This is a genomic window from Streptomyces sp. NPDC045026 (genome assembly GCF_056432625.1).
In genome coordinates this window covers 747,618-772,537 of record NZ_JBWKIS010000002.1, presented here as the reverse complement: position 1 = coordinate 772,537, position 24,920 = coordinate 747,618, and the positions used below count along the sequence as shown (strand labels likewise).

General features: G+C 70.8%; 23 protein-coding genes and 1 pseudogene. 12 read left to right on the top strand and 12 right to left on the bottom strand.

Going from position 1 to position 24,920, the window contains the following annotated elements; genetic code table 11:
* Window positions 1-121: 121 nt before the first annotated feature.
* The gene (locus AC07EJ_RS07345; protein WP_389475333.1) at window positions 122-1,069 is read left to right on the top strand and encodes a hypothetical protein; all 948 of its coding nucleotides are present in this window, start codon (window positions 122-124) and stop codon (window positions 1,067-1,069) included.
* A gap of 100 nt (window positions 1,070-1,169) precedes the next feature.
* Here AC07EJ_RS07345 and AC07EJ_RS07340 read toward each other — a convergent pair whose 3' ends face one another.
* On the bottom strand, window positions 1,170-1,595 hold the full coding sequence (locus AC07EJ_RS07340) for a Rieske (2Fe-2S) protein (RefSeq protein ID WP_389475331.1): 426 nt from the start codon (window positions 1,593-1,595) through the stop codon (window positions 1,170-1,172).
* A 197-nt stretch (window positions 1,596-1,792) separates the two neighbouring features.
* On the opposite strand from AC07EJ_RS07340, the gene AC07EJ_RS07335 reads away from it, so the two are divergent.
* The 3 genes and pseudogenes from AC07EJ_RS07335 to AC07EJ_RS07325 all read left to right on the top strand — a co-directional run.
* On the top strand, window positions 1,793-1,927 hold the full coding sequence (locus tag AC07EJ_RS07335; protein WP_478883915.1) for a hypothetical protein: 135 nt from the start codon (window positions 1,793-1,795) through the stop codon (window positions 1,925-1,927).
* Window positions 1,928-2,028: 101 nt separating this feature from the next.
* Window positions 2,029-2,955 (top strand): carbohydrate kinase family protein, encoded by a 927-nt coding sequence (locus AC07EJ_RS07330; protein WP_389475327.1) that lies wholly within the window; start codon window positions 2,029-2,031, stop codon window positions 2,953-2,955.
* Between the two features lie 66 nt (window positions 2,956-3,021).
* Window positions 3,022-3,219 (top strand): annotated as a pseudogene (locus tag AC07EJ_RS07325) (YceI family protein); the annotation flags it as partial.
* 78 nt (window positions 3,220-3,297) lie between these two features.
* Here the strand turns inward: AC07EJ_RS07325 and uvrA are convergent.
* Window positions 3,298-6,369: an excinuclease ABC subunit UvrA gene (gene uvrA, locus AC07EJ_RS07320; protein ID WP_389475325.1), complete on the bottom strand. Its 3,072-nt coding sequence runs from the start codon at window positions 6,367-6,369 to the stop codon at window positions 3,298-3,300.
* 222 nt (window positions 6,370-6,591) lie between these two features.
* Here uvrA and AC07EJ_RS07315 point away from each other — a divergent pair, with 222 nt between their 5' ends.
* Both AC07EJ_RS07315 and AC07EJ_RS07310 read left to right on the top strand, forming a co-directional pair.
* Complete coding sequence (locus AC07EJ_RS07315; protein WP_389475323.1) at window positions 6,592-7,281, top strand: maleylpyruvate isomerase family mycothiol-dependent enzyme; 690 nt, start codon at window positions 6,592-6,594, stop codon at window positions 7,279-7,281.
* 9 nt (window positions 7,282-7,290) lie between these two features.
* Window positions 7,291-7,947: an MBL fold metallo-hydrolase gene (locus tag AC07EJ_RS07310; protein ID WP_393582260.1), complete on the top strand. Its 657-nt coding sequence runs from the start codon at window positions 7,291-7,293 to the stop codon at window positions 7,945-7,947.
* 58 nt (window positions 7,948-8,005) lie between these two features.
* Here the strand turns inward: AC07EJ_RS07310 and aroQ are convergent, their stop codons facing one another.
* The 7 genes from aroQ to AC07EJ_RS07275 form a co-directional block, all read right to left on the bottom strand.
* Complete coding sequence (gene aroQ, locus AC07EJ_RS07305) at window positions 8,006-8,479, bottom strand: type II 3-dehydroquinate dehydratase (RefSeq protein WP_389475319.1); 474 nt, start codon at window positions 8,477-8,479, stop codon at window positions 8,006-8,008.
* Window positions 8,480-8,590: 111 nt separating this feature from the next.
* Window positions 8,591-9,691 carry a calcium:cation antiporter gene (locus AC07EJ_RS07300; RefSeq protein ID WP_389475317.1) on the bottom strand — a complete coding sequence of 367 codons (1,101 nt, stop codon included), beginning with the start codon at window positions 9,689-9,691 and terminating at the stop codon, window positions 8,591-8,593.
* 124 nt (window positions 9,692-9,815) lie between these two features.
* The gene (locus tag AC07EJ_RS07295) at window positions 9,816-10,844 is read right to left on the bottom strand and encodes a TerC family protein (RefSeq protein ID WP_478883914.1); all 1,029 of its coding nucleotides are present in this window, start codon (window positions 10,842-10,844) and stop codon (window positions 9,816-9,818) included.
* 231 nt (window positions 10,845-11,075) lie between these two features.
* Window positions 11,076-13,088 (bottom strand): TerD family protein, encoded by a 2,013-nt coding sequence (locus AC07EJ_RS07290; protein WP_478883913.1) that lies wholly within the window; start codon window positions 13,086-13,088, stop codon window positions 11,076-11,078.
* A 48-nt stretch (window positions 13,089-13,136) separates the two neighbouring features.
* Window positions 13,137-13,739, bottom strand: a complete 603-nt coding sequence (locus AC07EJ_RS07285) for a TerD family protein (protein WP_389475311.1) — start codon at window positions 13,737-13,739, stop codon at window positions 13,137-13,139.
* 178 nt (window positions 13,740-13,917) lie between these two features.
* Window positions 13,918-16,065 (bottom strand): excinuclease ABC subunit UvrB, encoded by a 2,148-nt coding sequence (gene uvrB, locus AC07EJ_RS07280; RefSeq protein WP_393582263.1) that lies wholly within the window; start codon window positions 16,063-16,065, stop codon window positions 13,918-13,920.
* Between the two features lie 40 nt (window positions 16,066-16,105).
* Entirely contained in the window at window positions 16,106-16,912 is an 807-nt protein-coding gene (locus AC07EJ_RS07275; RefSeq protein ID WP_389475307.1) for an MHYT domain-containing protein, read from the bottom strand.
* A gap of 282 nt (window positions 16,913-17,194) precedes the next feature.
* Here AC07EJ_RS07275 and AC07EJ_RS07270 point away from each other — a divergent pair, with 282 nt between their 5' ends.
* The 3 genes from AC07EJ_RS07270 (at window position 17,195) to AC07EJ_RS07260 (ending at window position 20,153) form a co-directional block, all read left to right on the top strand.
* Entirely contained in the window at window positions 17,195-18,070 is an 876-nt protein-coding gene (locus tag AC07EJ_RS07270) for a glycerophosphodiester phosphodiesterase (RefSeq protein WP_478883912.1), read from the top strand.
* A gap of 78 nt (window positions 18,071-18,148) precedes the next feature.
* Window positions 18,149-18,748 carry a methylated-DNA--[protein]-cysteine S-methyltransferase gene (locus tag AC07EJ_RS07265; protein WP_393582266.1) on the top strand — a complete coding sequence of 200 codons (600 nt, stop codon included), beginning with the start codon at window positions 18,149-18,151 and terminating at the stop codon, window positions 18,746-18,748.
* 130 nt (window positions 18,749-18,878) lie between these two features.
* The gene (locus AC07EJ_RS07260) at window positions 18,879-20,153 is read left to right on the top strand and encodes an MFS transporter (protein ID WP_389475658.1); all 1,275 of its coding nucleotides are present in this window, start codon (window positions 18,879-18,881) and stop codon (window positions 20,151-20,153) included.
* Between the two features lie 46 nt (window positions 20,154-20,199).
* Here AC07EJ_RS07260 and AC07EJ_RS07255 read toward each other — a convergent pair whose 3' ends face one another.
* Complete coding sequence (locus AC07EJ_RS07255) at window positions 20,200-20,565, bottom strand: cupin domain-containing protein (RefSeq protein ID WP_389475301.1); 366 nt, start codon at window positions 20,563-20,565, stop codon at window positions 20,200-20,202.
* 151 nt (window positions 20,566-20,716) lie between these two features.
* Between AC07EJ_RS07255 and AC07EJ_RS07250 the strand changes: the two genes are divergently transcribed.
* Window positions 20,717-21,016 carry a GlsB/YeaQ/YmgE family stress response membrane protein gene (locus AC07EJ_RS07250; RefSeq protein WP_389475299.1) on the top strand — a complete coding sequence of 100 codons (300 nt, stop codon included), beginning with the start codon at window positions 20,717-20,719 and terminating at the stop codon, window positions 21,014-21,016.
* Window positions 21,017-21,084: 68 nt separating this feature from the next.
* Here the strand turns inward: AC07EJ_RS07250 and AC07EJ_RS07245 are convergent, their stop codons facing one another.
* Entirely contained in the window at window positions 21,085-21,543 is a 459-nt protein-coding gene (locus AC07EJ_RS07245) for a VOC family protein (RefSeq protein WP_478883933.1), read from the bottom strand.
* Between the two features lie 162 nt (window positions 21,544-21,705).
* On the opposite strand from AC07EJ_RS07245, the gene AC07EJ_RS07240 reads away from it, so the two are divergent.
* Entirely contained in the window at window positions 21,706-22,611 is a 906-nt protein-coding gene (locus AC07EJ_RS07240; protein ID WP_389475297.1) for a pseudouridine-5'-phosphate glycosidase, read from the top strand.
* 166 nt (window positions 22,612-22,777) lie between these two features.
* Here the strand turns inward: AC07EJ_RS07240 and AC07EJ_RS07235 are convergent, their stop codons facing one another.
* The gene (locus tag AC07EJ_RS07235) at window positions 22,778-23,575 is read right to left on the bottom strand and encodes a methyltransferase domain-containing protein (protein ID WP_389475295.1); all 798 of its coding nucleotides are present in this window, start codon (window positions 23,573-23,575) and stop codon (window positions 22,778-22,780) included.
* A gap of 165 nt (window positions 23,576-23,740) precedes the next feature.
* On the opposite strand from AC07EJ_RS07235, the gene AC07EJ_RS07230 reads away from it, so the two are divergent.
* Window positions 23,741-24,886: a magnesium and cobalt transport protein CorA gene (locus AC07EJ_RS07230; RefSeq protein WP_393582269.1), complete on the top strand. Its 1,146-nt coding sequence runs from the start codon at window positions 23,741-23,743 to the stop codon at window positions 24,884-24,886.
* Window positions 24,887-24,920: the final 34 nt, after the last annotated feature.

Below are 24,920 nucleotides of genomic sequence, written 5' to 3'. Positions count from 1 at the left end.
GAGCCGGTTGTGCATCGAGTCTTGTCCGGGTCAGATCAACACGCTTCAATGCCGGGTGAATTGGGGCCGCGCACGCCCCGGCCGGACGGCCGTTGTGAGGATGCATGGGGGAGGGCCCTGGATGTCGTACGGCACACAGCACGCGGACACCGGCGCGCCCGCACTGGAAACGGCCCTGCAGGCGGGGCCCTTCCATGTCGCCCTGCGGGCCGCGATCACCGCGCGCGGGCTGCCGCTGCACCGCGTGCAGCACCATCTGACCCGGCACGGCGTCTCCGTCGGCGTCACCAGCCTGAGCTACTGGCAGCAAGGGGCGAGGCGGCCGCAGCGCACCGAGTCCCTGCGGGCCGTGCGCGCTCTGGAGGAGATCCTGGACCTGCCCGACGAGTCCCTCATCCGGCTGCTCGCCAAGGAAGAGGAACGCGCGGCCCGGCAGCGCCCCTCGACCCGCTCCTACCGTTCGCTCGTCGAGGCGTCGGGCGTCCTCGAACAGCTCCTCGCCGAGCTCGGCTCGCCCACGGACGGCGGCCTGCACACGGTCGGTCACCACGAGCGCGTGCGGATCGGGGCGCGCCGCGAGCTCCTCGGCCTCGACTCCCAGCACATCGTGCGCGCCCACCAGGACGGCGTGGACCGCTACGTGGCCGTCCACCACGGGGACCCTGGATGCAGCACCGAGCACGTCTCGGTGCGCGCCTTGGAGAACTGCCGCACGGGGCGGGTGCGCCGGCACCGTGGGACCGGCGTCGTCGTGGCCGAGCTGCTCTTCGACGCGCGGCTGCGGGCAGGCGACACGTTTCTCTTCCGCTACGGCTTCGAGGACGGCACCGCGGGCCCCTCGTCGGAGTATCTGCGCGGCTTCGGCTACGCGGGCGGGCAGTACGCGCTCCAGGTCAGGTTCACCGAGGGCGTCCTGCCCGTGCGTTGCCATCGCTTCACCCAGCACTCGGCGGCGGCCCCGCGCGGCGGCCGTCAGGACCTGACGCTCAGCGTCGGCCACCGCGCCGTCCACGTGGTGGAGCCACAGGTGCGGGCGGGGATCCTGGGGATCGGGTGGGACTGGGAGTGAGGGGGAGTGCTGATCGGGCGGGGGGCTGATCGGGCGGGGGCTGATCTGTGGGTCCCCGACTCATCAGGATCCGGGTCCTAGGTCCGGGCCCGGATCAGGATCAGGCCGCGGGGCCCGCGACGATCTTGCCGTTCTTCACCTCGACCGGCACCTTCGACAGTGGCTGCGTCGCCGGGGCGTGCAGCACCTTTCCGGTCTCGGCGTCGAACTTGCTGCCGTGGCAGGAGCAGGTGAGCTCCGTGCCCTCCAGCATGCTGATGGGGCACCCCGCGTGCGTGCAGATGGTGCTGAACGCGGCGTACTTGTCGGCCGCCGGACGGCTGACCACCACGTTCTCGTCCCGGTACAGCTTGACGCCGCCCACGGGCACCTCGTCGGCCTTGCCTAGGTCGACCGGGGCCGTCGGCGCCGAATCCGCGCCGTCGTCCGATCCGCCCGTCGAGCAGGCGGCCATCCCGAGCCCCGCGGTCCCGGCGAGGGCGACACCCCGCAGCACGGTTCGACGGGCGGGCGACGTGCCGGGCATGAGGACTCCAGGGGGTAAGCCGGGTGGGGAGGGGCACTGCACGCCAGGGCGCACATCAGTGACAGATCCGACGATACCGGTGGGGCGGGAGACGCCTGATGGGGCCCTGGTGCCGGCCACACCCACGCCTTCCGCACCGTCCTGGCACCGCGGTCGCAGTGACGGCGACGGCGACGGCGACCTACAGCATGCTGGTCATGGCGACGAAGGTCGCCGCGATCACCGCCGTCTCGGTGGCCACGCTGCGTCCCGACGGGAAGGCTCTGCCCGATTCGGTCCCGGACGTGCCCGTTTCCGACCGGGGCCGTGTGCCCGAGCCCGCGAGCCTCTAGCCTGTGCCTCGCCCCTCACGCTCCGATCCACCACTCCACAGCACCACACCGCACTCCACAGCACCGCACCGCACCGCAGCACAGCCCGAAAGGAACCACCCGTGATAGTCGTCGCCGGAGAGGCCCTGATCGACCTCGTGCCGCAGGGCGGGGGCGCCGATGACGGTGGCGACCTGCCCGCGCTCGCGCCCCGGCTCGGCGGCGGCCCCTACAACACCGCGGTGGCCGTCGGCCGGCTCGGCTCCCCCGTGGCCTTCTGCTCACGGGTCTCGCGCGACGCGTTCGGCGAGGCGCTGCTCGGTGGGCTCACCCGGGCGGGTGTGGACGTGTCGCACGTCCAGCGGGGCGACGAACCGACGACACTGGCGGTCGCGTCGATCGGTGCGGACGGCTCGGCCGGCTACTCGTTCTACGTCGAGGGCACGGCCGACCGGCTCTTCTCGGTCCCCGACCGGCTCCCGCCGGGCACGCGCGCGGTGTCCTTCGGTACGTGCTCGCTGGTCCTGGAGCCGGGCGCGAGCGCGTACGAGGAGCTGATGCGGTCGGCCTCGGCCCAGGGCGTGTTCACCGCGCTCGACCCGAACATCCGGGCCGTCCTCATCCACGACCCGGACGCGTACCGGGCGCGCTTCAAGAGCTGGCTCCCCTCGACCGGCCTGCTCAAGTTGTCCGCGGAGGACGCCCAGTGGCTGGGCGGCACCCCGCAGGAGTGGCTGGCCTCGGGTCCCGCGGCCGTCGTGATCACGCAGGGCGGCGACGGCCTGACGGTCTTCACGCGGGGCGGCGCGCGGTACGACGTACCGGGTGAGCGGGTCGACGTCGTGGACACGATCGGCGCGGGCGACACCGTGAACGCGGCACTGCTGCACGGGCTGGCCGCGTTGGACGCCCTGTCCGTGGAGGCGGTGGCGGGCCTCGGCGAGAGCGAGTGGCAGCGGCTGCTGCGGTTCGCCGCGCGCGCGGCCGCGGTCACCTGCTCGCGGGCGGGCGCGGAACCCCCGTACGCGTCAGAACTCCCGCCGCTGTAGCGGCCGTTCGCCCGTCCTCGGCCAGCCGTTGACCGCGCGCAGCGCCCCGGGCCTCGGCCGGCGAGGCGGTCGGTGGCGCTCGCCGTGGAGTTCGGCGGGGTGGTGGACGTGCCGGTCGACGGGAGCCGGCACGCGGGGTTCGGGGCGACGGGCGGGATCCGGCGGAGCGACTTCGGCCTAAACTTCGCGGCCGGGCTTCTTGGTGGTGTTGTCAAGATTCAGCTGGACATGCAGTTCGTCGAGCCGCAGGGCCAGGGTGGCTGACAGATGAACGCCCGGCGCCCCACGGGGAGTTCCCGTGGGGCGCCGGATGTTCTTCGTGCGGTCGCGGACCGCCCGCGCTCAGGCCTTGCGGGCCCGCGTGGACTTGGCCGCGGTCTTCTTCGCGGCCGTGACCTTCTGCGCCGCGGCCTTCGTGGCGGTCTTGCGGACCGCGGTGGTGTTGGCCGTGGCCACCTTCTTCGCCGGGGCCTTCGCAGTCGCCGAGACGGTCTTCTTCGCGGCCGCGGCCTTCTTCGCCGTGGCCACCGTCTTCTTCGTGCGTGCGGCGGGCACCGTCGCGTCGCTGAACCGGTCGGCGCCGAGGATGTCGCGCAGGAACTTGCCGGTGTGGCTGGCCGGTTCGCCCGCGACCTCTTCGGGGGTGCCTTCGGCGACGACGAGGCCACCGCCGTTACCGCCTTCGGGGCCCATGTCGACGACCCAGTCGGCGGTCTTGATGACGTCGAGGTTGTGCTCGATGACGATCACCGAGTTCCCCTTGTCGACAAGGCCCGACAGGACGGTGATGAGCTTGCTGATGTCCTCGAAGTGCAGGCCGGTGGTCGGCTCGTCGAGGACGTAGACGGTGCGTCCCGTGGACCGCTTCTGCAACTCGCTGGCCAGCTTCACGCGCTGCGCCTCGCCGCCGGAGAGGGTCGGCGCGGACTGGCCGAGCCTGACGTAGCCGAGGCCGACGTCGTTCAGCGTGCGCAGGTGGCGGGCGATGGCCGGGACCGCCTCGAAGAAGCCGAGCGCCTCCTCGATGGGCATGTCCAGGACCTCGGCGATGGACTTGCCCTTGTAGTGGACGTCCAGCGTCTCGCGGTTGTAGCGCGCTCCGTGGCAGACCTCGCACGGGACGTAGACGTCCGGCAGGAAGTTCATCTCGATCTTGATGGTGCCGTCGCCGGAGCAGTTCTCGCAGCGGCCGCCCTTGACGTTGAAGGAGAAGCGTCCGGGCAGATAGCCGCGGACCTTCGCCTCGGTCGTCTCCGCGAAGAGCTTGCGGACGTGGTCGAAGACTCCGGTGTACGTCGCCGGGTTCGAGCGCGGGGTGCGGCCGATCGGCGACTGGTCGACGTGCACGACCTTGTCGACGAGGTCGTCGCCCTCCACGCGCGTGTGCCGCCCGGGAACGTTGCGCGCCCCGTTCAGCTCGCGGGCGAGGTGCGTGTACAGGATGTCGTTGACCAGGGTCGACTTGCCGGAGCCGGAGACACCGGTGACGGCGGTCAGCACGCCGAGCGGGAACGACACGTCGATGTCGCGCAGGTTGTTCTCGCGGGCGCCGTGCACGGTCAGCTTGCGGGTCGGGTCCACGGGGCGCCGGATGTCCGGCAGCGGGATGGACTTCTTGCCCGACAGGTACTGGCCGGTCATCGACTCGGCGTTGGTGAGCAGCTCCTTCAAGGGGCCGCTGTGGACGACCTTGCCGCCGTGCTCACCCGCGCCGGGGCCGATGTCGACGACCCAGTCGGCGACCTTGATGGTGTCCTCGTCGTGCTCGACGACGATGAGCGTGTTGCCCATGTCGCGCAGCCGTACGAGGGTCTCGATCAGGCGGTGGTTGTCGCGCTGGTGGAGGCCGATCGAGGGCTCGTCCAGGACGTAGAGCACACCGACCAGGCCGGAGCCGATCTGTGTCGCGAGGCGGATGCGCTGGGCCTCGCCGCCGGAGAGGGTGCCGGCCGCGCGGTTGAGCGAGAGGTAGTCGAGGCCTACGTCGACGAGGAACCGCAGCCGCTCGTTGACCTCCTTGAGGACCCGCTCGGCGATCTTCTTGTCTCGCGCGTTGAGCTTCAGCTCGCCCAGGAAGTCCGCGCAGTCGCTGATGGACATCGCGGAGACCTCGGCGATCGACTTCTCCATCACCGTGACGGCGAGGACGATCGGCTTGAGGCGCGTGCCCTCGCAGGTGGGGCAGGGCACCTCGCGCATGTAGCCCTCGAAGCGCTCGCGGCTGGAGTCGCTCTCGGCCTCGCTGTGACGCCGCTTGACGAACGGGACGGCGCCTTCGAAGGGGGTCGTGTAGACCCGCTCGCGGCCGTACCGGTTGCGGTAGCGGACCTCGATCTGCGTCTTGTGACCGTGCAGGAGGGCCTTCCTGGCGCGCTGCGGCAGGCCCGCGAAGGGGATGTCGGTCCGGAATCCCAACGCGTCCGCGAGGGCGCCGATGAGACGTCCGAAGTAGTCCTTGGTGTGTCCGTGCGACCAGGGGTGGATGGCGCCCTCGTCGAGGGACTTGTCCTCGTCCGGGACGATCAGCTCGGGGTCGACCTCCATGCGCGTGCCGATGCCGGTGCAGTCCGGGCAGGCGCCGAAGGGCGAGTTGAAGGAGAAGGAGCGCGGCTCCAGCTCTTCGAAGGACAGGTCGTCGTACGGGCAGTACAGGTGCTCCGAGTACATGCGCTCGCGCTCGGGGTCGTCCTCGGGGAGGTCGACGAAGTCGAGGACGACCATGCCTCCGGCGAGGCCGAGCGCGGTCTCCACGGAGTCGGTCAGGCGGCGCTTGGCGGATTCCTTCACCGTGAGGCGGTCGACGACCACCTCGATGGTGTGCTTCTCCTGCTTCTTCAGGGTGGGCGGTTCCGACAGCTGGATCGTCTGTCCGTCGACCCGGGCGCGGCTGTACCCCTTGGTCTGGAGGTCGGCGAAGAGGTCGACGAACTCGCCCTTGCGCTCGCGCACGAGCGGCGAGAGGACCTGGAAGCGGCTGCCCTCGGGCAGGGCGAGGACCTTGTCGACGATCGCCTGGGGCGACTGGCGCGAGATGGGGCGGCCGCACTCGGGACAGTGCGGCTTGCCGATGCGCGCGAAGAGCAGGCGCAGGTAGTCGTAGACCTCGGTGATGGTGCCGACCGTGGAGCGCGGGTTGCGCGAGGTCGACTTCTGGTCGATCGAGACGGCCGGGGAAAGGCCCTCGATGAAGTCGACGTCCGGCTTGTCCATCTGGCCGAGGAACTGACGGGCGTACGAGGAGAGCGACTCGACGTACCGCCGCTGCCCCTCGGCGAAGATCGTGTCGAAGGCGAGCGACGACTTGCCGGACCCCGACAGACCCGTGAAGACGATGAGCGAGTCGCGCGGGAGGTCGAGCGAGACGTTACGGAGATTGTGCTCGCGCGCGCCACGGACGATGAGACGGTCGGCCACGCCGGTCCGCACCTTTCTTGAGAGAAGCAACAGGGGCGGGGCCCCATGTCTTCCGACACTAGGGGGGCCACCGTCAGCGATGGACTGTTTTCCATGGTTGGTAACAAACCCGGACCACCAAGAATGCCCGATGCCGCTTCCGAGCTTATAGCACGTACATTCGATTCCCGGTCGCGGTCGGCCGCCTTCACCCGATCGAGTGGCGGCGCTATCGTCTGCGCCATGAGCGATCATGTGCGCGACCTGGCCTCTGTACGTGAAGCTACCGATCGGCTCCTCACCGCTGTCGGCACGCTGGACAACGCGGCTGTGGCCGAGTCGTCACGGCTTCCCGGCTGGACCCGGGGCCATGTCCTCGCCCACCTCGCCCGTAACGCGGACGCACTCGCGAACGTGCTCGCGGGCCGGCCCATGTATCCGAGCGCCGAGACGCGCGACGTGGACATCGAGCGGGACGCGCCGCGCGGCGTGCGCGAGCAGCTCGACGACCTGCGGACCAGCGCCACGGGCTTCGAGCGCCAGGCCGCGGTCCCGGGCGACTGGGCACGCACGGTCGAGCTGCGCAACGGCGTCAAGGACTCGGCCTCCCGGATCCCCTTCCGGCGCTGGGTCGAGGTCGACCTGCACCACGTCGACCTCGGGATCGGTTACGAGCTGGAGGATCTGCCGGCGGAGTTCACCGAGCGGGAGATCGACTTCCTCTCCGAGCGCTTCGCGGGGCATCCGGACATGCCGTCGACCGGTCTGAAGTCGGACGGCGGCCAGGTGTGGACGACGGGCGGCGGCGCCGGGACGGGTTCGGTCGGCGTCGCGGGCCCCGCCGCCGAGCTGCTCGGCTGGCTCTCCGGGCGGCGCGACGGCTCCGGGCTCACCGTCGAAGGCGGCGGGCTGCCTGTCGTACCCCCGCTATAGGCTGAGTCCATGACGTACAGCGGAGCGGTGAAGGTCGGCGGCCCGGCGGATGTGCACGAGCTGCAGGACCTGATGATCTCCAAGGTCGCGGTCGGCGCGATGAACAACAACGCGTATCTGCTGCGCTGCCGCGCCACCGGCGAGCAGCTGCTGATCGACGCGGCCGCCGAGGCGGAGACGCTGCTGACCCTGATCGGGGACGACGGCATCGCGTCCGTCGTCACGACGCATCAGCACGGGGACCACTGGCAGGCACTCGGACGGATCGTGGAGGTCACGGGCCCGCGTACGTACGCGGGCCGCTACGACGCGGAGGGCATCCCGGTGCCCACGGACGTGCCCGTCGAGGACGGGGACACGATCGAGGTCGGCCGGGTCTCGCTGACCGCCCGGCACCTGGTCGGCCACACGCCCGGCTCGATCGCCCTGATCTACGACGACCCGCACGGCCACCCCCATGTCTTCACCGGGGACTGCCTGTTCCCGGGCGGCGTGGGGAACACGTGGAAGGACCCGAAGGCCTTCGCGAGCCTGATCGACGACGTCGAGTCGAAGATCTTCGACGAGCTCCCCGACGAGACGTGGGTCTACCCCGGGCACGGGAACGACACGACGCTCGGCGCCGAGCGTCCGCATCTGCAGGAGTGGCGCGAGCGCGGCTGGTGAGTCAACGCCCGGCAGCGCCGGGCGTGTTCACTCCACAGGGCAGGAGAGTCCGGTGGGCCTAGACCGTGGCCACGCCGGGCTCGGCCAGGGCCGCCACCCGCTCCACCGCGAACGCGTATCCCTGGACACCGCATCCGGCGATCACGCCGTCCGCCCTGAGGGACACGTAGGAGTGGTGCCTGAACTCCTCGCGCTGGTGGATGTTGGAGATGTGGACCTCGATGACGGGCAGGGCGTCGCACGTGTTGAGGGCGTCCAGGATCGCGACCGAGGTGTGCGAGTAGGCGGCCGGGTTGATCACGATGCCCACGTGGTTCTGGCGCGCCTCATGGATCCAGTCCACCAGCTCGCCCTCGTGGTTGGACTGCCGGAAGTCGACGCTCCCGCCGTGCACGGCAGCCGCCTTGGCACAGAGGGCCTCGACGTCCGCGAGGGTGTCGGACCCGTAGATCTCCGGCTGCCGGCGACCGAGAAGATTCAGGTTCGGGCCGTTCAGAACCATGATCGGGGCGTTGGCGAGGGTGCGGGGCACAGGGGACCTCCGTGCGTCGGGCGGCTGCTCCCCCACGGTCTATCACGAGGCGTGACGGCGCTGCCCGGCCGTATCACCATGACCGATCACCGCTGCCGGTCACCGTGACCGTCACGGCGTGACGGCGAGCTCCACGTACGCGGCGAACACCACGAGGTGGACGCCGCCCTGGAGCGGAGTGGCGCGGCCGGGGACGACGGTCAGCGTGCTCACCAGCATCGTCAGGACGAGCAGCACCATCTGTGTGGCGCCGAGTCCGAGGACGAGTGGACCCGACAGCCAGAACGAGGCGATGGCGACGGCCGGGATGGTCAGCCCGATGCTGGCCATCGCGGAGCCGAGCGCGAGGTTGAGGCTCGTCTGGACGCGGTCGCGGCGGGCCGCGCGCAGGGCCGCGATCGTCTCGGGGAGCAGGACGAGCAGCGCGATGATCACGCCGACGACGGAGTGCGGCATCCCGGCTGCTTCGACACCCGACTCGATCGTCGGGGACACGCCTTTGGCCAGGCCGACGACGGCGATGAGGGCGAGACCGAGGAAGCCGAGGCTGATCAGGGCGGTGCGGGAGGTGGGCACGTCCGCGTGGTCGTCGCCTTCGATGACGTTGCCCTGCTTGGTGATCGGCAGGAAGTAGTCGCGGTGCCGGACGGTCTGGGTCGCCACGAAGATCCCGTACAGGACGAGCGAGGCGCAGGCCGCGAAAATCAGCTGCGAGGTGGAGAACTCCGGGCCCGGCTTGCTCGTGGTGAACGTCGGCAGGACCAGGCAGAGCGTGGCCAGGGTGGCGACGGTGGCGAGCGCGCCGCCGGTGCCCTCGGGCTGGAAGACGGCCACGCGGTGCCGGAACGCGGCGGTGAGCAGGCTCAGTCCGACGATGCCGTTGCAGGTGATCATGACGGCGGCGAAGACGGTGTCGCGGGCGAGCGTGGCGCCTTTGTCGCCGCCGTCGGCCATCAGGGTGACGATCAGGGCCACTTCGATGACGGTGACGGCGACGGCCAGAACGAGGGAACCGAAGGGTTCGCCGACGCGGTGGGCCACCACCTCGGCGTGGTGGACGGCCGCGAGTACGGATGCGGCGAGCACCACGGAGACGACGGCCACGACGGCGCCCGGCAGTGAGCGGCCCCAGGTGAACAGCAGCAGGACGACCGCGAGGACGGGAACGACGGCCGTCCACTGCGAGACCAGTCTCCGAAGCCCAGCGATCATGCCTTTGATGGTGCACCGACGGTGCGGGGCACGCGACTTCGGGACGGGCTCGTATGCGTGGGGCCCGAACGGGGGAAGGAGCGCGCGGCCGGCAGCCGCGCGCTCCTTCCCTGTATCGAACGGGTCAGGCCTGGATGCTGTCCTTACGGGCACCGTCGGCCGCGTCGCCGCCCTGGTCACCGTCGTCCCCGCCCTCGGCGGCCTGCTTCTCGGCCTGCTTCTTGGAGGCGATCAGGCTGGTGATCGTGGTGATCACCAGGACGCCGCAGATGACGGCCAGGGAGACCGGGATGGAGATCTCCGGTACGTGCAGCCCGGACTCGTGCATTGCGTGCAGGACGAGCTTCACGCCGATGAAGCCGAGGATCACCGACAGGCCGTAGCTGAGGTGGACCAGCTTCCTGAGGAGTCCGCCGATGAGGAAGTACAGCTGGCGCAGGCCCATCAGCGCGAACGCGTTGGCCGTGAAGACGATGTACGGGTCCTGGGTCAGGCCGAAGATCGCGGGGATCGAGTCCATCGCGAACAGCACGTCGGTCGTGCCGATCGCGAGCATGACGACCATGAGGGGCGTCAGGATCCGCTTGCCGTTGACCCGGATGAACAGCTTCGTGCCGTGGTACCGGTCGGCGACGCCGAACTTCTTCTCGATGGACTTGAGGAGGCGGTTCTCCTCGAACTCCTCGTCCTCGTCGTCCGACATCGCTTCCTGGATGAGCTTCCAGGCGGTGTAGATGAGGAACGCGCCGAAGATGTAGAAGACCCACGAGAAGTTGGCGATGACCGCGGCACCGGCCGCGATGAAGATCGCGCGCAGCACCAGGGCGATCAGCACACCGAACAGCAGGACGCGCTGCTGGAGCTGGGACGGCACCGAGAACTTCGCCATGATCAGGATGAAGACGAAGAGGTTGTCGACGCTCAGCGACTTCTCGGTGATGAAGCCGGCGAAGAACTCGCCCGAAGCCTGTGCGCTCCCCCAGACCAGCAGGCCGATCCCGAAGAGGGCCGCCAGCACGATCCAGACGACCGACCAGATTCCGGCTTCCTTGATCGATACGTCGTGGGGCTTGCGCCCGATGAAGAAGTCGACCGCGATCAGGGCGACCAGACCAAGAATGGTCAGCACCCAAAGGGTCATCGATACGTCCACTGCGCCTCCGGCGTCGTACGGCTACTGATCAGCGTCGTCGCTGCCGGAGGTCTCTTCCACCCGGGCGGCCTCAGCTCGCCTCGGGCCGACGCCCCGGGACCGATGTCGGTCCGTATTGACGGGAACGCCGCGTTCGGGAGTACTCCCCTCCGCTCGTCGGAGCCTACGGGAAACACCCATGAAACGTAAAGGGTTCGGTAAAGATACGTTCAAAATCAGTGCTCAGGGGTGTCAGATGCCCAGCTCTCGTCGCGCTCTGGCGACCTCTTCGAGGACCTGCTCCAGGATCCGGCTGCCGGGCGGGACATTCGGCGGCTCGTACGTCCACGCGTGCCCCACCCAGGGGTCGGCGAGGTGGTCGCCGGGCACCGGCGTGAGCCGCAGCAGCGCGCGCCAGAGCGGGTCGAGGACCGGTCCGTACTCGGCGGCGTCTTCGCGGTCCGCGACCATCAGGAGGTGGACGCCGACGGCGGGGCCCTCGTCGGCGAGGTAGCGCAACTGGGTCACCGCGCGGTCGTCGAAGCCGTGCGGGAAGTCGTTGACGATCAGCAGTTGCTCGGCCGTGTCCAGATCGGGCGGCAGCGCGTCGGCCGCTCCGCCGCGGACCGCCATCTGTACGAGGTCCACGCGCTGCGTGAGCCGGGCGAGCACCTCGGAGACGCCCGCCGCTCCCGCGGCCGGCGGCCCGGCGAGCACTCCGGCCCGCACGAGCGGGGCGAGCACTCCCGCGGCCGATCCGGCGGGGTCGATGACATGGACGGCGAACTCGCCTGCCGGGTAGACCGCGAGGAGGCGCACGGCGTGCTCGACGGCGCTGCGCATGGCGCGGCGGCGGAGCTCGTCGGACTCGGTGAGAGCGTCGGCCCCGGAGCGGCCGCTGTCGATCCACATGCCGCGCTCCAGGGGCAGCCGCACGAGCATCCGGATGCGCAGGCCCACATTGCGGGACTCGGGCAGCTGGAGGTCGCCCAGGCGCAGGGCCATCGGGATCTCCATGGGGCTGCGGTACGCGTGCCAGACCGGGTTGTCCCAGCCCGCGTAGGCCGGGGGCAGGGCGGGCTCGACGACCGCGGACTCGGCGGCCAGCTGGGCGAGGTCACGGTCGAGGACCTCCTTCGCCCGGTCGACGAGTTGTCCGTGCTTGGCGCGGGCGGCCTCCCGGGCGACGTCGCCCTGGCCGCCGATCCGGCTGCGCGGGTCGGACAGCGCCTTGTCGAGCTCCTGCTCCCTACGGGAGTCCGCGAAGTCGACGGCGCTGCGGTACGCGGCGACGCAGCGGGCCAGGTCCTCGAACATGCCCCACACCTGGTTGTAGAGCCGCTCGTCCATGGACCAGCCGGTCGCGTCACCGGCGACGGGGACGGCGGGCTGCCCCGGCGCCCCGGGGGACGCGGTGGGCGCGGGGGCGGGTGGTGCGGGGGCCTGGCGGCCGGGGTGCGTGTAGTTGACGGGGCCTGCGCCGCCCGTCCGGCCGGAGGGGCGGGCCTGCGGCTGTAGGTCGTGCGTCGGCCGGGGGCCGGGGGGTGACTGGGGTTCTGCGGATGCCTGGGGCGGGTTGGAGCGGGGCGGACCGGCGGGCGGGGGTGCGCCCGGTGATGCAGCGTGGGAGGTGGCGGTCGCGCCCGTCGCGTCCGCCATCGCGCTCGCCCCGGAGGGCGCCGTCCGGGGCGGAGGCGGCGCCACCGCACGCGCGAGCCCCCGCGCCACCGCTTCGCCGATCTCGCCCGCCAGATCCCCCGCGTCGGGGAGTCCCTGGTCCGTCAGCAGGGCGCCGAGGCCGCCCGCGTACCCCTGGCCCACCGCGCGGACCTTCCACGCGCCCTGGCGGCGGTAGAGCTCCAGGGCGACGACCGCGGACTCGGCGTCGAGGTCGGTGATGGTGTAGCTGGCCACCTCGGAGCCGTCGAGTCCGGTGACAGCGAGGAAGGGGGCCGCGACGGCGCCGAAGCGGTCGGGGTCGCCAGGACCGGTGGGCAGCGCGAGCAGCACGCTGACGCGGTGGGCGGCCTCGGGCACGGCGTCCAGGTCGACGGCCAGGCGATGGTCGGCCGCCGCCTGCCGGGGGACCTCGAGGCCCGGCAGCGCGGGGGCACCGGGGTGCGCGACCCAGTCACGGCCGTGCACCTTGCCCTGGTCGTCGCTGAGCGTCGCGCCTGCCACGATCGGCGCTCCCGCCGACACGCGGATCTCCAGACGGGTCTGGGTGAGGGGGTGGTTCTGCCCCCGGACCAGCTCGGCCGTCATCGCCTTCTCCCCCTCGTCCCGTCCGTCTGCTCTCGCGGTCCCGCTACCTCACAGGCCCGGCAGGATCGCCGGCATGAGGTCCTGGAACGTGCGGCCGTTGGCCGGCGAGCCCAGGGCGGTCATCTGCCAGCCGGCGCCCGCGCGGTGCACCTTCGCCATGATCTGGGCGGTGTACTGGCCGCCGCCGTCGAGCGTGTAGCGCGCCAGCTCCTGGCCGTTGGTCTCGTCGACCAGGCGGCAGAACGCGTTCTGCACCTCCTGGAAGGTCTGGCCGGTGAACGAGTTCACCGTGAAGACGATCTGGTCGATGTGGACCGGGACGCGCTGGAGGTCGACGAGGATCGCCTCGTCGTCGCCGCCCTGGCCGGCGCCGCCCACGAGGTTGTCACCGGTGTGGCGCACGGAGCCGTCGTCGCTGACGAGGTGGCGGAAGAAGACGACGTCCACCGGCTGCTTGTCCGCGAACAGGACCGCCGAGGCGTCGAGGTCGATCTCCCGTGTACGGGACCCGAAGAGGCCACGGCGCGGGGCGGCCTGCCAGCCGAGTCCCATCCGGACGGCCGTGAGGTTGCCCCCGTCCTGCTTCTGCAGGCTGATCGCCTGGCCCTTGCTCAGATTGACACCAGGACCCTTGGAAAAGTTGGCCGTCACGCGTCCGTCCCCTCTCGAACTGTGCTCGTCACCGCCCGTCCGGACGGCTGAGGGAACCCTATGCAGGGCCACTGACAACGCCGAACATCGGCAAGGACTTTGTGTCGGTCTTGCAACACACCGCGCGGCATGCCGGATCCGTCCGGCATGCCGTGGGGCGTGCGGGGTGCGCGGTGCGTCAGGCCAGCCCGGCCTCCTTCATCTGGCGCAGCTCCTTCTTCATCTCGGACACCTCGTCACGCAGGCGCGCGGCGATCTCGAACTGGAGATCCGCGGCGGCAGCCCGCATCCGGTCGGTCAACTCCTCGATCTGCTCGGCGAGTTCGGCCGCGGGACGGTCGGTGGGCACCGTCTGGGCCGCCTTGCCCTTGGCGGCCTTGCCACCGGTCTTCTTGGCACCCGCCTTGGCGAGCGCGGGTACGGGTGCCTTGGCGCCCTTGCCGTCCTTCGCGCCCTTGCGGTAGCCGGAGCCGAGGAGTTCCTCGGTGTCGACGTCCTCGCGCGCGATGGACGCGACGATGTCGTTGATCTTCTTACGGAGGGGCTGGGGGTCGATCCCCTTCTCCGTGTTGTACGCGATCTGCTTCTCCCGGCGGCGGTTGGTCTCGTCGATGGCCTTCTCCATCGCCGGGGTGATCTTGTCCGCGTACATATGGACCTGGCCGGACACGTTGCGCGCGGCGCGGCCGATGGTCTGGATCAGGGAGGTGCCGGAGCGCAGGAAGCCCTCCTTGTCGGCGTCGAGGATCGCCACCAGGGAGACCTCGGGCAGGTCGAGGCCCTCACGGAGGAGGTTGATGCCGACGAGGACGTCGTACTCGCCCGCGCGCAGTTCGCGCAGCAGCTCGACGCGGCGCAGCGTGTCGACGTCGCTGTGCAGGTAGCGCACCTGGATGCCCAGCTCCAGGAAGTATTCGGTGAGGTCCTCGGCCATCTTCTTGGTGAGCGTGGTGACGAGGACGCGCTCGTCCTTCTCGGTGCGCTTGCGGATCTCGTGCACCAGGTCGTCGATCTGGCCCTCGGTGGGCTTGACCACGACTTCCGGGTCGATGAGGCCGGTGGGGCGGATGATCTGCTCCACGAAGCCGTCGCCCCGCGCGAGCTCGTACTTGCCCGGGGTGGCCGACAGGTAGACGGTCTGGCCGATGCGCTCCTGGAACTCCTCCCACTTCAGGGGGCGGTTGTCCAGGGCGGACGGGAGCCGGAAGCCGTGGTCGACGAGGGTGCGCTTACGGGAGGCGTCGCCCTCGTACATGGCGCCGATCTGCGGCACGGTGACATGCGACTCGTCGATGACGAGGAGGAAGTCGTCCGGGAAGTAGTCGAGCAGCGTGTTCGGCGGGGAGCCGGGCGAGCGGCCGTCGAAGTGCATCGAGTAGTTCTCCACGCCGGAGCAGGAGCCGATCTGACGCAGCATCTCGAGGTCGTACGTGGTGCGCATGCGCAGCCGCTGGGCCTCGAGCATCTTGCCCTGCTTCTCCAGCTCCGCGAGGCGCTCCCCGAGCTCCTTCTCGATGTCGTTGGCCGCACGCTCCAGGCGCTCGGGGCCCGCCACGTAGTGCGTGGCCGGGAAGACGTACAGAGACTCGTCGTCGCTGATGACCTCGCCGGTGAGGGGGTGGAGGGTGGAGAGGGACTCGATCTCGTCGCCGAACATCTCGATGCGGACGGCGAGCTCCTCGTAGACCGGGAAGATCTCGATGGTGTCGCCGCGGACGCGGAACGTGCCGCGGCTGAAGGCCACGTCGTTGCGCGTGTACTGGATGTCGACGAAGCGGCGCAGCAGCGTGTCCCGGTCGATCTCGTCGCCGACCTTGAGCGACACCATGCGGTCGACGTACTCCTGCGGCGTGCCCAGGCCGTAGATGCAGGAGACGGAGGCGACCACGATGACGTCTCGCCGGGTGAGCAGCGAGTTCGTCGCGGAGTGGCGCAGGCGCTCCACCTCCTCGTTGATCGAGGAGTCCTTCTCGATGTAGGTGTCCGACTGCGGGACGTACGCCTCGGGCTGGTAGTAGTCGTAGTACGAGACGAAATACTCGACCGCGTTGTTCGGCAGCAGCTCGCGGAACTCGTTGGCCAGCTGGGCGGCCAGCGTCTTGTTCGGCGCCATCACGAGGGTGGGGCGCTGGAGCTTCTCGATCATCCACGCGGTGGTGGCGGACTTACCTGTTCCCGTCGCACCGAGGAGGACGACATCCTTCTCACCTGCGGTGATGCGCCGCTCCAGGTCGGCGATGGCTGCCGGCTGGTCGCCGCTTGGCTGGTAGGGACTGACGACCTCGAAAGGCGCCACCGTGCGTTCGATCTTGGATACGGGCCGCATGGAATCCACCGTACGACCCCGCACTGACAACGGGGTCGGATCAGCCTGCCCGCCGCAGGGGACGGACGGTCCGGCCCGCCCTGCTCGCGGCCTCGACGACGTCCCGCCGGTCGGGCCTGCCCGTCATCATCATCGGATCGAACACCACTACGACGCCGGCCAGGAGCAGGAAGCACAGGGGGCCGATCATCAGGGGCGCGAGGAGTTCGGCGGGGGTGTCGCCGGCGGGGGTGCCGCCGGTCCCGTGCACGTGGACGCTGAGGGCGGCCATTCCCGTGTAGTGCATGCCCGTGACCGCGAGGCCCATGACGAGGCTCGCGCCGACGCTCCAGGTGAACCCCCTGACCTGGACCGCGGCCCAGAGCGCGGCGGTGGCGGCGGCCATGGCGATCACTACGGAGGCTCCGACGGTGAAGGTGTTGTACCGAAGCGTCGCATCCAGGCGCATACCGGCCATTCCGAGGTAGTGCATCGACGCGATGCCCAGACCGGTGACCGTGCCGCCGGTGAACAGGGCCGCTCCCGTCGCACCCCGGTAACCGACGATGAAGATCCCGACCCCGACCATGACGATGGCGACGCCCAGGCTCGCGAACGTCGTCAGTTTGTCGTAGTGGATCGGGGTGCCCTGGACACGGAAGCCCATCATCGCGATGAAGTGCATCGTCCAGATTCCGGACCCGATCGCCGCCGAGCCGAGCGCGAGCCAGCCGGGCCGCCAGGACTGGGTGACGAGCAGCGATCTGGTGGTGCAGCGCAGACCCAGCGCCCCGCCGAGGCAGGCCATGAAGAACGCCACCAGCGGCGTGACCAGTCCATAGCTGAATCCGTCGACCGTGCCCTGCATCCGCTGCAGCCTTTCCGCCCTGATGTCCTGATGTTCTTGATGTCCTGATGCGTTCCGTATACGCCCCCGGCAACGGCTGCCGGAGCGACCGCGATTGGAGCAGAGATTAAAGCTCCCACAGGAACGTCTGAACGATTTTCCGGCAAAGCCTCACGACACCCGCCCGCGGGGTGCACGTCCTCCCACCACTCCGTTCAGTGGGTGGCCATCCTTCACCTGTCTCCTGTTGGCCACCGACTGTCACTCTCGTCCAGTCCTTGATCCTCGACGCGAGGAGTACACGTGCCCGCACGCGCAGTCACCGCGACCGTCACCCTGGTGGGATTCGTCGGCATCCTGGTCCTCCCCACCGCCGCCGAGGCGGCCCAGCAGCACGACAGACCAGTCGTCGTCGCACACCGCGGCGGCTCCGGGTACGCGCCCGAGAACACCCTGCAGGCCATCGACAAGGCCGACAAGCTCGGCTTCGACTGGGTCGAGAACGACGTGCAGCGCACCAAGGACGGCCGCCTCGTCGTCATCCACGACACGCATCTGGCACGCACCACGAACGTGGAGCAGGTGTTCCCCGGCCGCGCCCCGTACAACGTCCGCGACTTCACCGCTGCGGAGATCGCCAAGCTCGACGCCGGCCGCTGGAAAGGCGCCAAGTTCACCGGCGCCCGCATCCCGACCCTCACCCAGTACCTGGATCGGGTCGACCACAACCACCAGAAGCTCCTCATGGAGATCAAGGCCCCAGAACTCTATCCGGGCATCGAGAAGGACGTCCTGCGCCTCCTCGGCAAGGAGGGCTGGCTCAACCGCGATCACGTCCGGAACCGCCTGGTGATCCAGAGCTTCAGCGCCGCCAGCGTACGGACCGTGCACGAGCGCCGCCCGGACATCACGACGGGATTCCTCGGCACCCCCGCCAAGGGCGACCTCCCCCGGTACGCCCGGTTCGCCGACCTGATCAACCCCAGCAACGGGACGATCTCGGCCGGATACGTCGCCGCGGTGCACGCCTTCAGGGGCCCGCACGGAAAGCGCCTGAAGCTCTTCACCTGGACCGTGAACGACGCGGCGACCGCGCGGCGCGTGACCGGTCTCGGCGTGGACGGCATCATCAGCAACGTCCCGGATGTCGTGCGCAAGGCCGTGGGCGGCGGCGAGTAGCGCCGTCGCCGGGCAGGGGGAGGCGAGGCCGGCGAACGGCGCGGGCCGTTGTCAGTGGCGCCCCGTACGGTGGTCGGCATGAACGCCAACGGGCAGAAATCCACGGGGGACAGCGCCGCCGGAGACGGGGCCGGGGACGCGGCCGGGCTCACGGTCGTCTGGGCCGTCGTCGGCACGGACATCGGGCCGCTGCTCCTCGCCGCGACGGACGCCGGCCTGGTGAACGTCGTCTTCCACGCCTCCCCCGCCGTGCGGGACCCGGCGGTCGAGCGGCTCGGCTCCCGGCTCGGGACCGAGCCGGTCGAGGCCCTGGACTCGCCGCTCCTGGCCGAGCCCATACGTCAGTTGAAGGCCTACTTCGCCGGTGAGCGGCGCGACTTCGAGCTGCCACTCGACTGGTCGCTGATCTCCGGGTTCAACCGGCAGGTCCTGCGCGAGCTGGCGTCCGGCGTCCCGTTCGGCACGGTCGTCGGTTACGGCGATCTGGCGGGCCGCGTCGGGCAGCCGAGGGCGGCGCAGGCGGTGGGCATGGCGATGGGCGCCAATCCGCTGCCGGTCGTGGTGCCGTGTCACCGCGTCGTGGAGAGCGACGGCGGCATCGGCGGATTCGGCGGCGGGCTGGAGACGAAGCGGCAGCTGCTCGCGCTGGAAGGGGTCCTTCCGCAGCCGCTGTTCTGAGCCGCGGGAGCGACCTGTTCCGAGCCGCGGGAGCCGTTGTGGTGAGCCCCCGGCACGGGCCTGCGCCGGGTCGCACGGGGATACCCGGTGTTCGCGGAGGGGTGCCGGCTGGCACACTGCGCCGGTGCTCATACCCGCTTCCGCCGCGCGCCGCCGGTCTTCCGTCCCCGTGACGCCCGAGGAACTGGCCGGGCTGCGCCGCCGTGTCACCGCCGTGCTCGTCGCGAGCCAGATACTCGGCGGGCTCGGTGTCGCCACCGGCATCGCGCTCGCCGCCGTGCTCGCCAAGCAGGTCAGCGGGGACGAGGCGCTGTCCGGGCTCGCGCCGACCGCGACGGTCACCGGGACCGCCCTGCTGTCCGTTCCGCTCGCCGCCCTGATGACCTCGCGAGGGCGGCGGCCCGGACTCGTCCTGGCGTATCTCATCGGTGCGCTGGGGGCCGGGGTCGTCGTGCTGGCCGCCGTGATGGGGAGCTTCCCGCTGCTGCTCATCGGCATGGCCGGGTTCGGCGCCGCCTCCTCGGCCAATCTCCAGGCGCGGTTCGCGGCCGCCGATCTGGCCGAGCCGCAGCGCCGGGCGCGGGCGATCTCGAACGTCGTGTGGGCCACCACGATCGGCGCGGTGCTCGGGCCCAACATCGCGGCGCCCGCGGGCCGCAGCGTCACCGGACTCGGCATCCCCGCGGCGGCGGGGCCCTTCCTGTGGGCGGCCGGGGTCTTCCTCGTCTCGGCCGTCATGGTGCAGCTCCTGCTGCGTCCCGACCCGCTCCTGACCGCCCGCGCCCTGGCGCCCGCGGAGGAGAAGTCGGCGGCCGGACGGTCGATCCGTGCCGGGTTCGCCGCGGTGGCCGCGTCGCCGCGCGCCAGGCTCGCCCTCGTCACCGTCGCCGTCTCGCACACCGCGATGGTGTCGATCATGTCGATGACACCGGTCGACCTCGGACACCACGGGGCGAGCATCGACCTCATCGGCCTGGTCATCAGCGGGCACATCGCGGGCATGTACGCGTTCTCGCCGGTGATGGGCCGGCTGTCGGACCGGCTCGGGCGGCTCTCCGTGATCGGCCTCGCCGTGGGCCTGCTCGCCTGCGCGGCGCTGCTCGCGGGCACTGCGGGCGGCAGCCACGGGCAGACCGCCGCGGGCCTGTTCGTCCTGGGGCTCGGCTGGTCCGCGGGCCTCGTCTCCGGTTCGGCCCTGCTGACCGACTCGGTACCGCAGGCCGCGCGGGCCGCCGCACAGGGGCTGTCCGACCTGACCATGAACACGTCGGCGGGCGTCGGCGGCGCGGCCGCGGGCCTGGTCGTCGCGACGGCGAGTTACGCCTGGCTCAACCTGGCCGCGGCCTGCCTCCTGCTGCCGCTCGCCGTGCTCACCCTCTTCAGCCGGCGGCCCGCGACGCCGTGATCATCGCGGCGTGACGGGGTTGGTCATCAGGTCGACATGACGCTCGTCAGGGCAACGTGATGTGGTACGCCTTCCGCAGCGTCTCGTGCACCGTCCACGTCGTGCGGTCGCCCTCGCGCAGTACCGCAGCGTCGCCGGGGCCCACCTCCAGGGTCTGCCCGCCCTCGACCTCGACCGTGGCGCGACCGGAGACGACCACGAACAGCTCGTTCGCCTCCGTGTCCGTCACCACCCCCGGCGTGATCTGCCAGATGCCCCGCAGCTGCTTGCCGTCGGTGGACTCCCAGAGCACCTTGCCCGTGACGACGGGGGCGCCCGAGACGATCTGCTCCGGATCGAGGGGCTCCGGATCGAGTTCAACGTCCGGGATGTGTACGGCAAAAGAAGCAGTGGCCTGATCGTTCGTGGTCATGAACGGTCACTCTAGGCAGCGCGGACCCCACTGTTCACTGGACGACCCGTACCTCGGTCGCGGTCCGGACTGGACGGCTCGTCAAGGGGAAGAGACCTGGAGACAGATCTCCCGGGCGCCGCGTGCCCGGGTTCTAGGGAGTCGTGGGGACATGGAGATTTCCGGCGTCATCAGCGCGATCGTGATCGGCATCGTCATCGGCGTCCTGGGCCGGCTCGCCCTGCCGGGCCGTCAGCGCATCGGCATCCTGGCGACGGTCGTCGTCGGCATCGTGGCCGCGCTGCTCGGCTCGGCCATCGCCGCGGGCGTCGGTGTCGCGGACACCAAGGGGGTCGACTGGGTGGAGTGGCTGATCCAGATCGGCCTGGCCGCCCTGGGCGTGGCCCTGCTCGACCGCGGCCGGACGGGCGGCCGGTCACGCGGCCGCGCATGGGGCCGCGCACGCCGCTGAACCTCGGCCCCCGTACAAGCAGGGCTCCGTACCAGGCCCCTCAGGCCTCAAGCCTCAGACCTCAAGCCTCAGGCCTCGGCATCGGCCTCGGCGTCGGCATCGTCGTAGTAGCGCGCTTCGAAGACGTTCCCGTCGGGGTCGCGGAAGTAGAAGCTGCGGACGGCCGGGCCGCGGGCGCCGTACGAGTGGCGGCCGTGGTCGGAGACCGGCACCTCGCGCTCCTCCAGACGGGCGCGCAGGCTGTCGTAGCCGCCTTCGGTGAGGGCGATGCACACATGGTTGACCGGGTGGCCGGCGCTCTTGTCGCCGCCCGGCACCATGTTCATGCGGGCCGCCATCGGCAGTGGCGCGAGATCGAGGATGGTCTCCTCGTTGAGCCGCACCGAGGGGAACGAGACCTTGCCCTCGGTGAACTCGGCGACCCTGATGGGTTCGAGGCCGACGGCCTGCTCGTAGAAGTCCGCCGCGGCCACCGGGTCGCTGACCCAGAGCACGACATGGTCGAGGCGTGCCGTGTTGTCCGTCATGCGCTCAGAGTTGTCCGTCATGCGCTCAGGCTGCTCGGCCCGCCGGCGCGCCGCAAGTGCTTTCCGGTACACCGCGAGTGATTACCGTCATGCCGCGGGGGTTTGCGCGTGCGCGCCGCTCGCCAGGGATGAGGGAAGACCCGACAGGCAGGAGGCAGGCGCGTGGTGCTGGTGTCCGAAGAGGTGCGGGAAGCGGTGGCGGCGGGCCGGCCGGTCGTGGCCCTGGAGTCGACGATCATCGCGCACGGGCTGCCGCGCCCGCGCAATCTGCGGGTGGCGCTCGAACTCGAAGAGCTGGTGCGCGCCGGTGGCGCGGTCCCCGCGACGATCGCCGTGCTGGACGGGCGGCCTCAGGTCGGCCTGGACAAGGGCCAGTTGGAGCGGGTCGCGACGGAGGACGGCATCCGCAAGCTGAGCCACCGCGATCTGCCGCTCGCGGTGGCGACGGGGGCGAGCGGGGCTACGACCGTGTCGGCGACGGCGCTGCTCGCGGCGCGCGCGGGGGTACGGGTGTTCGCTACGGGTGGGCTCGGCGGGGTGCACCGACGGTGGACCGAGACCCAGGACGAGTCGGCGGACCTCGGGCTCCTCGCGCGGACGCGGATCACCGTGGTGTGCGCGGGCGTCAAGTCGATCCTGGACGTACCGGCGACCCTTCAGCGCCTGGAGACCCTGGGGGTGTCGGTGGCCGGGTACGGGACCGACCGCTTCCCGGGCTTCTACCTCTCCGACTCCGGCCATCCGGTGGACTGGACGCTGCGCGACCCGGCCGAGGTGGCCGCGGTGATGCGGGCACAGGACGCGCTGGGCGGGCCCGAGGCAGCGTTGATCGTGGCGAACCCGGTGCCCGAGGCGGAGCAGCTCGATCCCGCGCTCCACGCGCGCGTGCTCGACGACGCGCTGCGGGCGTGCGACGCCGAGGGCGTCACGGGGCAGGCGGTCACGCCGTTCCTCCTGGACTACCTGGTACGGCACACGGACGGCGCCTCACTGGAGGCCAACCTCGCGGCGGTGCGCGGCAACGTACGGCTCGCGGGGCGCGTCGCGGCGGCCTGGGCGCGGTCGTGAGCGCGGGTGGGGCCGGCCGACGCAGCACCGAGAGCGGCTCGGCCCCGTACACCCCACGGGAGAGGACCCGGGCCCGACCGCCGAGGGCCACCCGCGCCGTCACCCCGCCGGCGGGCGAAGCCCTCACGGAAGCTCACCGTGCGCGACCTGATCCGCCGGACATGTCCTAGGCCGGCTTCCGCCCCCACGCCGAGATCAGCGGCGCCGTCGCCAGGTCCATCGTGCCGGTCGCGACATCGGCCAGGTGGCGGTCGATCTCCTCGTCCGTGGCGTGGCCCGCGCGGACCAGTGACTCGCGGATCTGCTGGAACGTGGCCTCCTCCAGGGCCCCGCACGCCTCCGACGCCAGCGGGAAGTACGCGTCGGCCTCCACCTGGCTCAGGCCCGCCTCCCGCAGCAGCCTCGGCAGCTTGCGGCCGTACGACAGATCGGCGCCGCGCTCCGCGAGCAGCTTGCGGAAGCCGCGGCGCAGCCGGTTCGCCAGCTCCTCGGCGGGGCCGTGCTCGTCGGGGCAGGCCAGCGGCTGGAGCGCGGGATCGGCGTCCTCGACGAGCAGCCGTCCGCCCGGCCGCAGCGCGCGCAGCATGGACTTCAACGCCCGCTCCCTGTCGGGCACATGGACCAGGACGAGGCGGGCGTGGACGAGGTCGAAGCCCTCGCCGGGCGGCTCGTCGGCGGCCACGTCGTGGCGGCGGACCTCGACGGGGGAACGGGCGGCGGACGTCTGCCACGAGGTGTCGATGTCGGTCGCGAGGACCCGGCCGGTGGGGCCGACCTTCTTGGCGAGCCAGGACACCACGGAGGTGCCCCCCGCGCCGACCTCCCAGCAGCGCCAGCCGGGACCGATGCCGAGCCGTTCGATGTGCCGGAACGTCGTGGGGTCGAAGAGGGCCGAGAAGGCGTCGAAGCGCCGGCCCGCCTCTTGCTGCCGGTTGTCCAGGAGATAGCCCTCGGATCGCGTCATGACCCGATCATCCCAGTTGTCCGGCCCGGTCCCGGGAGGCGGTTCCGCGCGTTCTGAAGGGGAGGGTTCCGTTCCCCCAGGGGCCATAGGCCCTGTCGCCGCGAGCTGGCAGACTGGCCCGCCGAGTCACCGAAACACGACGTCAAGCCGCGCGAGGAGCCCCGCATGTCGATGGCAGGCAACCTGCGGAAGGTCGGAGACCTCCGGAAGGTGTCCGACCTGCGCAAGGTCGGAGGCCTGAGAAGAGTGGCGCGCCTGGCCCGGCGGCACCCCCGCGTCGACCTGAGCCACCCCGCCCGCTCGCCGCTGGGTTCGGCCGTCGTCAAGTGCGTGACGTACCGGGACGGGGTCCGCGAGGAGGCCGGGCGCGATCTCGTGGACGCGGTCGACCGGGTCCGCAAGTCCGACGACGGCTTCGTCTGGCTGGGCCTGCACGAGCCGACGGAGCTGGAGTTCGCGGACATCGCCGAGCTGTTCGACCTGCACCCGCTCGCCGTCGAGGACGCGGTGCACGCGCACCAGCGGCCGAAGGTCGAGCGGTACGGCCAGACGCTGTTCGCCGTGTTCAAGACCGTCTGTTACGTGGAGCACGCGGAGCTGACCGCGACCAGTGAGGTCGTCGACACCGGCGAGATCATGGTGTTCATCGGCCGGGACTTCGTGATCACCGTGCGGCACGGGAGGCACGGCTCGCTCGGCCCGGTGCGCGAGGGCCTCGAGGCGGACCCGGGGCAGCTCGCCAAGGGGCCGGCCGCCGTGCTGCACGCGATCGCCGACCACGTGGTCGACGACTATCTCACCGTGATCGACGCCGTCCAGTCCGACATCGACCAGGTCGAGACGGACGTGTTCACCGAGGACGGGGCGCGCGCCGACCCGGGCCGCATCTACCAGCTCAAGCGCGAGCTGCTCGAGCTGAAGCGGGCCGTGGTGCCGCTCGCCCGTCCGATGGAGGAGCTCTCGGGCCGCCCCTTCCAGGTGGTGGCGCCGGAGATACAGGCCTACTTCCGGGACGTCTCCGACCACCTGCTGAGGGCCGTCGAACAGATAGCGTCCTTCGACGAGCTGCTGAACTCGATCCTCCAGGCCCATCTCGCCCAGGTGTCGGTCGCCCAGAACGAGGACATGCGCAAGATCACGGCCTGGGCCGCGGTCGTGGCCGTGCCGACGATGGGCTGCGGCGTGTACGGGATGAACTTCGACCACATGCCGGAGCTGCACTGGCAGTTCGGGTACCCGCTGTTCCTGGCCGTGATCGCGAGCACCTGTTTCATCCTGCACCGCGCCTTCCGGCGCAACGGGTGGTTGTGACCCCGTACCGCGGGGCCACTAGTCTGTACCGTCC